The sequence below is a fragment of the Limosilactobacillus coleohominis genome (assembly GCF_016901675.1).
In the GTDB taxonomy this organism is placed as follows: Bacteria; Bacillota; Bacilli; order Lactobacillales; family Lactobacillaceae; genus Limosilactobacillus; species Limosilactobacillus intestinavium.
Map to the genome: position 1 here is coordinate 1 of NZ_JACJKU010000177.1, position 651 is coordinate 651.

Sequence of the window (651 nt, forward strand, 5' to 3'; positions counted from 1 at the left end):
CCCTAATTGAATAAATATTCATATTGATTTAAGGAAATGATGATTTTAATTCTGAAATGGTATATATTTTACCTGGAGATAGCTTATAGGAGTCAAATTGTTTGATAAGATTTTGAATGTTTAAGTTTTAGAATAAAGAATGCATATTACGCTAATATGTATTTTAAATATTAGTTTCAAAGTAAAAAGCTAAGAATGGTTAGTTAGAGAGACTAAAGCAGAAATTAGTGTTAAAAAAATACTGATAAACCAAGAGTTGTAGTAAGATGGTTAGGCTCATCATTCACTGATTATAAAGATACAAATCAATTTCTAAATTATTACTATTAAATTAGGCTTAATAGATAATTTTCATTTAAAAAAGAAAAAATAAGTTAAAAAAGTTGCGCTTTTTATTTTTATTTGGTATAGTAATATTTGTTGATTAAGAGTGTCTCAAATAGCTCTTTAATTAAATTAATTATATTGTGACCCGTTGGTCAAGTTGGTTAAGACACCAGCCTTTCACGCTGGTAACGTGAGTTCAAATCTCGCACGGGTCATTTTATTATCGCGGGGTAGAGCAGTCTGGTAGCTCGTCGGGCTCATAACCCGGAGGTCGTTGGTTCAAATCCAGCCCCCGCAATTTTGGTCCGTTGGTCTAGTTGGTTT

2 tRNA genes are annotated in these 651 nt (G+C 31.0%); both read left to right on the plus strand.

Annotated elements, in window-relative coordinates:
- Positions 1-469 precede the first annotated feature (469 nt).
- Positions 470-542 (plus strand) — tRNA-Glu (locus tag H5975_RS08400).
- Positions 543-551: 9 nt separating this feature from the next.
- Positions 552-625: transfer RNA gene (locus H5975_RS08405), tRNA-Met, on the plus strand.
- Positions 626-651: the final 26 nt, after the last annotated feature.